The sequence below is a fragment of the uncultured Senegalimassilia sp. genome, assembly GCF_934632265.1.
Taxonomy (GTDB): Bacteria; Actinomycetota; Coriobacteriia; order Coriobacteriales; family Eggerthellaceae; genus Senegalimassilia.
In genome coordinates, this window is the sequence record NZ_CAKTYH010000090.1 from 1 (window position 1) to 8,051 (window position 8,051).

7 protein-coding genes are annotated in these 8,051 nt (G+C 58.3%); 6 read left to right on the forward strand and 1 reads right to left on the reverse strand.

Annotated features, from left to right (window positions below):
- Positions 1–409 precede the first annotated feature (409 nt).
- Together Q0H50_RS07085 and Q0H50_RS07090 are read left to right on the forward strand one after the other, a co-directional pair.
- Positions 410–1,234 (forward strand): tRNA threonylcarbamoyladenosine dehydratase, encoded by an 825-nt coding sequence (locus tag Q0H50_RS07085; protein WP_294420875.1) that lies wholly within the window; start codon positions 410–412, stop codon positions 1,232–1,234.
- Between the two features lie 40 nt (positions 1,235–1,274).
- Positions 1,275–2,042, forward strand: coding sequence for a TatD family hydrolase (locus tag Q0H50_RS07090; RefSeq protein WP_294420876.1), 768 nt, complete (start codon positions 1,275–1,277; stop codon positions 2,040–2,042).
- Positions 2,043–2,204: 162 nt separating this feature from the next.
- Here the strand turns inward: Q0H50_RS07090 and Q0H50_RS07095 are convergent, their stop codons facing one another.
- The gene (locus tag Q0H50_RS07095) at positions 2,205–3,170 is read right to left on the reverse strand and encodes a helix-turn-helix transcriptional regulator (protein WP_294420877.1); all 966 of its coding nucleotides are present in this window, start codon (positions 3,168–3,170) and stop codon (positions 2,205–2,207) included.
- 346 nt (positions 3,171–3,516) lie between these two features.
- Here Q0H50_RS07095 and Q0H50_RS07100 point away from each other — a divergent pair, with 346 nt between their 5' ends.
- The 4 genes from Q0H50_RS07100 to arcC form a co-directional block, all read left to right on the forward strand.
- Positions 3,517–4,761: an agmatine/peptidylarginine deiminase gene (locus tag Q0H50_RS07100; RefSeq protein WP_294420879.1), complete on the forward strand. Its 1,245-nt coding sequence runs from the start codon at positions 3,517–3,519 to the stop codon at positions 4,759–4,761.
- 80 nt (positions 4,762–4,841) lie between these two features.
- A complete protein-coding gene (locus Q0H50_RS07105; RefSeq protein ID WP_294420881.1) occupies positions 4,842–5,894 on the forward strand; it encodes an ornithine carbamoyltransferase in 1,053 nt (350 codons plus the stop codon).
- 63 nt (positions 5,895–5,957) lie between these two features.
- The gene (locus Q0H50_RS07110; RefSeq protein WP_294420883.1) at positions 5,958–7,202 is read left to right on the forward strand and encodes an MFS transporter; all 1,245 of its coding nucleotides are present in this window, start codon (positions 5,958–5,960) and stop codon (positions 7,200–7,202) included.
- Positions 7,203–7,296: 94 nt separating this feature from the next.
- A partial coding sequence (gene arcC / locus Q0H50_RS07115; RefSeq protein WP_294420885.1) for a carbamate kinase occupies positions 7,297–8,051 on the forward strand: 755 nt, incomplete at its 3' end.

The window sequence follows — 8,051 nt, forward strand, 5'->3', positions numbered from 1 at the left end:
CAGACTTAGCCGAGCCATTCTGTCGGCACCGAGAGCGTCCTATCTGGAACCGAGGTTGAAGGCCTTCGCTCGCGAAAGGCGCGACAAGGCGAAGATTGCGGAGGCAATGTCGCACATGGGAGCGGGCATGCGGTGAGGAATCCGCTTGCGCTCGCGGTGTGTGGCGCCCGTTCGTTCCTTTCTCCTTCTGTTTTCCTTGAGATGGGCGGTTGTAGGAAGGGATTTGTCGCTTGCTGCGTCGGCGCGGCGTTGCGTTTGTCTTCCTTGGGAATGACGTGGCCCGCTTTTGCATGCGCTTCCCCTTCTTCCGTGGTGATGTCGGCCGCTGGAGGGCTGCGCGCGCCCGTGATGCTAGGATGAACGCGAAACACGAAACCGCCGCTTTTGCGGCGCGCGCGAAAGGGGCGGCATGGCCGAGAACGAGAACAACAAGAATGCGACGATTGCGGCCGCCACGCCGCGTACGCGCGAGGAGATCGCCGAGTCGCTGCGCGTCCGCACGCGCCGCGGCACGCCCACCGAGAAGCTCGAGGTCATCATGACCAGCGCCGGCCTCGACCGCGTGGAGGCCGCCACCGTCATGGTCATCGGCCTGGGCGGCGTGGGGTCGAACTGCGTGGAGGCGCTGGCTCGCGGCGGCGTGGGGCACCTGATCGTCCTCGACCACGACATCGTCGGCCTGTCCAACATCAACCGCCAGGCCATCGCCTTCCACAGCACGCTCGGGCGCAAAAAGCACGAAGTGGTGCGCGACATGGTCCACGACATCAATCCCGACTGCCAGGTTGAGGCGCTCGACATGTTCCTGCGCGCCGACGACGTGGCGCCGCTGCTCGACCGCTACCTGGGGAAAGTCGACATACTCATCGACGCCATCGACTCCGTTTCCGCAAAACTGGCCATCGCCGAGTACGCCGACCGCACGGGGATGCCGCTCATCTCCAGCATGGGTGGCGCCAACAAGCTGCACCCCGAGTGCCTGCGCTTCGCCGACGTCTCCGAAACGCGCAACGACCCGCTCGCGCGCGTCATGCGCAAGGAGTGCCGCAAGCGCGGCATCCGCCGCCTGCGCGTGCTGTACTCGTGCGAGGAGCCGGTGAAGCGCCCCGCCGTGGAGGGCGCCGAGCGCCGCGAGCGCACGAACCTGGGCACGGCGTCGTTCATGCCGCCCATCTTCGGCCAGATGCTGGCAGGCAAGGTGCTCTGCGAGATCGCCCAGGTGCCGGAAGCGTAGGCTCGGGAGGACGCCGGTGCCACGATAAAGGATGCGGAATATGTCGCCAGATTTGTTTGATATGCATTGTCATCTGGGGTTTTGCGCGAATTCGGCGCAAGCCGCGCGCGAGCTTGCCGCGCAGGGCGTGGGCGCGTTCTCGAACACGGTGACGCCCGCGGAGTTCGCGGAGCAGCAAGCGGCGCTCGCGGATGCCGCCAACGTGCGCACGGGTGTGGGCCTGCACCCCTGGTGGGCCGGCGAATTCGACCCGTTCGCTGATTGGGATCGCTTGTACGGCCTTGTTGCGCGCAATCGATTCATCGGCGAGGTGGGATTAGATTTCTCGCCGCGTCATGCCGATACGCGCAAAGCGCAGCTTGATGCGTTGGTGTGCGTCGCCCATGCGTGCGCCCGCACGGGGAACAAGGTGCTGTCCATCCATGCCGCTCGCGCGGTTGACCAGGTGCTCGACGTGCTTGAGCGCGCGAGCGTGTTCGGGGGTTTGACGGGCAACGCCTGCATCATCCATTGGTTCTCCGGCACGTCCGACCAGCTCGCGCGCGCGCGACGCGCAGGTTGCTACTTTAGCGTGAACCCGCGCATGCTGGAATCGAAGCGCGGACGAGCCTACGCGCAGGCCATCCCGGCGGACCGGCTGCTGCTGGAAACCGATGAACCTGCGTCTGAGGGCGCGCCGTGGGACGCCGCCCGCGTGCGCGGCCTGCTCGAGGAAACGCTGCAGCAGCTCGCAGCCTTGCGAGGCGACGACCCCGCCGAATTGCGCGAGCACATCGCGCAAACCAGCCGAACCTTGCTGCAGCGATAGGCCCGCCGCAACGCCAAAGCCGAACTCGCAGCCCTATGCGAACCCGTAGCCGAAACCAGCTATGCGCTGCTGGCATGAAAAGCTAGCGAGTTGAAGCGAATCGGAGCTATTGATTCACCCGAATAAGTCAATGGCTCCGGCTTGTTTTGGCTCGCAAACTTTTTAAGCTTCCGCCCAAAACGCCTTCAGCAGTTCGTTGCGGTTTGCGGTGCCCGTTTTCTTGAACACGTTGTGCACGTGCGTTTTCACCGTTCCCAGCGCCAGTTGCAAATCTTGCGCTATATGCGTGTTGTCGGCGCCGTCGAGCACCATCTTTAGAATTTCCTGTTCGCGCGCCGTGAGTCCATGGCGTTCGGCGAAATAGGGTAATAGGTCATCGATCTCCTCTTGGTGCTGTGATGCAGCAGGCTCCGGCTCGATGCTCTTTAGCTTTAAAACCTGAATGCACAGGTTCACGGTATATACCGTAAGCAACGTCATAAGCATGCATTCGCTGATGTTGCGGCGATAGAGGAAATGCAGCAGTTCCGACTCGGCGAAAGATGAAGGGTCGACAAACAGCATGACAAGGGAATCCTCGACCAGCACGGCTACAGTAAGTATGGCAAAGGCAAGCAAGAACAGCGCTTTTTTGCGGCCGCGCGTTCTAAGCGCTTCCGAATGGGTAGCGTGATAGGTCAGCAAGCTATACGCGACGATCCATAGCAAAAATACCTGCCGCATGGCGTAAAACGCCCATTTCCGCATTTGATCGCCTAGCGCTGGCGCATATAAGATGGCGAGCGATGCGACAGCGAACACGCAAATTGGCGTGATGATGAGCACGAGGCTTTTCTCGTTAAAGAAGTAACAAAATGCCATCCAAAGCGATTGGAGCATGATAATGCCGAGAACAAGGTGCAGAAGCGGATCCTCCATCGCGTAGAAATGCCCGGTGACAACCTTGTCTTGGGTAAGAAACTCGTTTTGGAATACAAGCAGTTGTTCGAACATGTAGCTGGCTAGAAATAAGCCGAGAAATAGCAGCATCTTGCGTTTCGAGATGGAATACGTGACCAAGGAAACCAATGCTGATGAGCAGCAAATGAGCACAACGCCGCTGGCAAGATAGAAATTCAACAGCTCCATTGCCATCCCCTTTTGCAATTCCGTCATTAATTGCAACTTTGCCCGTTTGTTTATGGAAACATCTAGATTGTACAGCATGAGTTTTATCTAAACTAGGTTGAGTCAAGGTTTAAAACCGCAGGTCATAGTCCGCTTTTGAAAGATTATGAGAGATTAGAACCCTCTGTTCGCGAGATTACCGGAACATTCGGTGAAGATTACTGCAATTTGTAGTCCAGAAGAGAACAAAGCCCTCAGAAAAATAATCCCGATTCGTACTTTGCGGCCTTTTTCGTGTGGCATAGCGTTTGCGACATCGAAGCGAGCTTGCATGGGGCAAGCACGCGCAAACCGTAAAGGAGGAGTCATGGATAACGGCTTTAGGTATCCTGGCGAGTTCGAACCGCAGACTGATGTTTTCGTGGAGTGGGTCCCCTTCGCGGAGCCTATTAAGGGCTATGACGCGTGGGCGCCCATCACCGAGATCGTGCGTAACCTTATGGAAGAGGTCACCGTTCATATCAATTGCTGCCCTACGGTAGCTGGCCTTTTGGCTGATTGCAAGAAAACGCTGGTCGATGCCGGCATCGATATCGAGCAGATAAAGTTCACGCAGTTCGATGAGGATCCCACCTCTTTCTATTTCCGCGATAACGGTCCCAACGTCATGGTGAACGACAAGGGCGAAACGCTGGTGGTGAACCCCAGCTGGAGCTTCTACGGTCGTTACGGCAAAAACGACGGTTTGCAAAACTTCTCTCGTTTGGCAGGCGTGCATGCTGCGGTAACGCTGGGCTGCACCAACATCGTCGATTCCGACATGGTTTCCGAGGGCGGCAATCGCGAATTCAACGGCGCCGGTATCCTCATGGCCGTGGAGGATACCGAAGTGCGCAAGCGCAACCCCGAGTACACCAAGGAGCAAATCGAGGCCGAGTACAAAAAGATCTGGAACGTCGAGAAGATTATCTGGCTGCCTCAGCCGTTGTTCGACGACGATGATTTCACGCAGGCGCCGCTTGACTTCAAGGAAGACGGCACGCCCATCGTCGGTTCCAGCTTCGCCGCGCACACGGATGAGATGTGCCGTTTCATCGGCAAGAACAAGATCTTGCTTGCCGAGGTTTCCGAAGAAGAGGCCGCTTCCAACGTGATTTCTCGCGAGAACAAACGCCGCCTGGATGCTTGCTACGAGATCCTGAAAAACGAGACCGATCTTGAGGGCAACCCGTTCGAAATCTACCGCATTCCCACGTCGGCGCATATCGAGTATATCCAGCGACCTGGTGACGACTTGTTCGATTATTACCACGAGTTGGTCGGCGACAGCTTCAAGGATGGCACCCCGTGGGATAACGAGGGCGACCTGCACCTGTTCGCTGCTACGAGCTATTGCAACTTCCTGGTGTGCAACGGCGTGGTGTTGGGCCAGCGTTATTGGCAGCCCGGCATGGACGAGGCCATCAAGGTTAAAGATGCTCAGGCGGAAGAGGCGCTTAACAAGTGCTTCCCGGACCGCAAGGTGGTCATGATCGACTCGTTGGCCTTGAACTTCGCCGGCGGCGGCGTGCACTGCTGGACCAAAAACGTGTTCATCCCCTCTCGGGCTTAGGCGCGAAGCACATAGCTCCCTCTAGATAAGACGGCACAGCCTGTGCGCTGCGCCGTGAACGCGAAAGAAAGGAAACAATAATGCGAAATACCCTTCGTGGCCAAGACTTCATCAACCTGCGCGATTTGACCCCCGAGCAGTTCCGTTACCTGCTTGATCTTGCTCACACCTTGAAGGCCGAAAAGCGTGCCGGCGTCGACCAGCGTCGCTTTACCGGCAAGAACGTTATCGCTCAGTTCGAGTGGGGATCGACCCGCACGCGCTGCGCCTTTGAAACCTCCTGCCACGACCTGGGCATTGGTTTCACCTATCTGTCCAACTCCCATGTTGGCATTCAGGAAACGGTTAAGGACACTATCCGCGTGTTCTCCGAGATGTACGATGCCATCGTGTGGCGCTCTCAAGGGCCCGAGAAGTTCATGTACGAGATTGCCGACTACGCCGATATCCCTGTCATTAACGCGTTGACCACCGAGGACCATCCCACGCAGATGCTGGCCGATGCCATGACGCTCGAAGAGCTGTGGGGCGGCGCAGGTTCGTGCAAGGGCAAGAAGATGGCATACCTGGGCGCGGCTGCTATCGAGCCTCTGTGGTATGGCCGTATGTGCGCTTATCTGGGCATGGATTTGTATGTTATCGGGCCTGACTTGTACGATCACAAAATGCTCCCTGAGTATATCGAGGAGCTCGAGGGCCTGTTCGCCAAGTATTCGCCGCAGAACAAGCTGGTCATCTCCGATGATCCGAACCTGCTTGAGGGCATGGATGTGCTGACTACCGAGGAATGGGAGTACACGAACTCCTCCACCGGCGACGACCATGGCTACGATTGCTGGATGCACTACGCCAAGGAGCTGACGCCGTATCGTCTGACTTCCGATCTCATGAAGTACGTGAAGAACCCCGACGTTGTGGTGCTGCACATGCTCCCTTCGCTGCATAACGCCGACCATAAGCTGGGCCAGCAGCTGCTCGAGGAGGCGCCTGATCAGGCTTCCAGGGACCTGATTGCATCTGGTCTGGAGATCTCCGACGAGTTTTTCGAGAAGCACGCTTCCGAGATTTTCCGCGAGGCAGGCACCCGCCAGCACACGATCAAGGCCGTTTTGGCTGCCACCATTGGCTGCTAGCAGCAGATTTCGACTTTGCGCGCGCCGCTTGTGTGCGGCGCGCGCCACCTTTGGAGGGTGGACATGGAAAAGGAAAGCAAGTTCCACTATGCCTGGCTCGTGGTTTTGGGCTGCGGCATGCTGATTGCCGGTACAGTGACGTTTTATACCGTGGTCATCGGCAACTTCTTCGTTCCGGCTGCCGAGAGCATGGGCGTAGAGTATTCGAGCATCTCGCTCTACTCCACGCTTGTGTATCTGGGCATTGCGGCAGGGCTGCCTTTTGTGGGTAATATGATTGAGGAAATGCCGCCGATCGGCATTGCGGCTTTCGCGGGCATCCAGTCGGTCATCATCGCCATTTTGTCGTTTACCAATAGCGTGGCGCTGTGGTGGGTTGGCGGTGCCATCGTGGGCATCGGCATGTCCTTTACCAGCATCGTGTTTGTTTCCACGGTGCTTACGAACTGGTTCGAGAAGAAAACGGGTTTCGCTATCGGGTTGGCTTGGGCGCTTGCGTCCGTGGCTTCTGCCATCATGAGCCCGTTGAGCGTTATGATGATCGATGCGATGGGCTGGCGTATGGCTCTGCTGGTGTTCGCTATTGTTGCGGCGTGTCTTGCTGTGCCTGCGGCTTTGCTTATCGTGCAGTATAGCCCCGAGCGCAAGGGCATGAAGCCTTACGGGTATGATCCGGCTGCCCATGCAGAGGGCGAGATGGCGGCAGGCGTGCCGTTTTCGAAGGCTATTCGCTCCGCGGCGTTCGTGCTTTTGGCTTTTGCTCTGGCGGCAACGCAGATCGCGTCGGTCATCAACACGTATTTCCCTGTGTATGCTGAAAGCGTCGGCTTTGCTCCTACCGTTGGCGCGTTGATGATTTCAGTGGCGCTTATCTTCGACATTGGTTTGAACCCATTGGTTGGCTGGACCATCGACAAGTTTGGTGCCGTCAAGGCTTTTGTGGCGTGGATGGCAGTGGGCATTTTGTCTATGGTCATTCTGATGGCGAGCGCAGGAAACGTGATCATGGCGTATCTTGGCGCGGGCCTTGGCGATGTGCTGTACGTGCTGTTGGGCGTTGGCATCGCCAGCGTTGCGTCTACGGTGTTTGGTACGAAAGACTACGGCAAGATTTTCGCATATATGACCATTGCGGGTTTTGCGGCAGGTTCGATTGGCGGTTTCGTGATCACCAAGCTCTATGAGGTAACGGGGTCGTTCGATGCAGTGTTCATGTTCGTTATCGGCACCGTTGTCGCGATTTCTGCGGCCGTTGTGGTGGCGGGAGCCCTCGGTAAGAAACTTCCTTGGGAAGGCGAGCGCGCGTAGCGCTTTGGATTGGATTGCGGTTGCAATCGGTGGCCGCAATGCAGCTTCGTTTTGACTTTGTTCCTCAATTGCATAGCTATTTAAGGAGGCAATCATGCCCTACGCAAAAGGTGAAGGTCCTTCCGTAGTCATCGCCCTCGGCGGCAACGCTCTCGGAAACAGCCCGCAGGAGCAGCTTGAGCTGGTGAAGAACACCGCCAAGCACATCGTCGACATGGTCGGCGACGGTGTCAACGTCGTCGTCTCCCACGGCAACGGCCCCCAGGTCGGCATGGTCAACAACGCTTTCGCCTACGCCGCCGCCAACGACGGCAAGACCCCGGAGATGCCTTTCCCCGAGGCCGGCGCGATGTCCCAGGGCTACATCGGCTACCAGCTGTCCCAGGCCATCCTGAACGACCTGAAGTCCCGCGGCATCATGCGCTCCGTCGCCAACGTCATCACCCAGACCGTCGTCAACCCCGAGGATCCGGCGTTCCAGAACCCCACCAAGCCCGTCGGCGCCTTCATGACCGAGGAAGAGGCCAAGGCCAAGGCCGCTGAGACCGGCTGGACCTTCAAGGAGGACGCCGGCCGCGGTTGGCGTCAGGTCGTCGCCTCCCCGAAGCCCGAGCGCATCGTCGAGTTCGACGCCGTCAAGGACCTCATGGACAACGGCTACATCGTCGTTTCCACCGGTGGCGGCGGCGTGCCGGTCTTCGAGACCGACAAGGGCTACGAGGGCGTTCCGGCCGTCATCGACAAGGACCGCTCCTCCGCCAAGCTGGCTTCCGACTTCGGCGCCGACATGCTGGTCATCCTGACCGCCGTCGAGAAGGTCTGCATCAACTTCAACAAGCCCGACCAGGA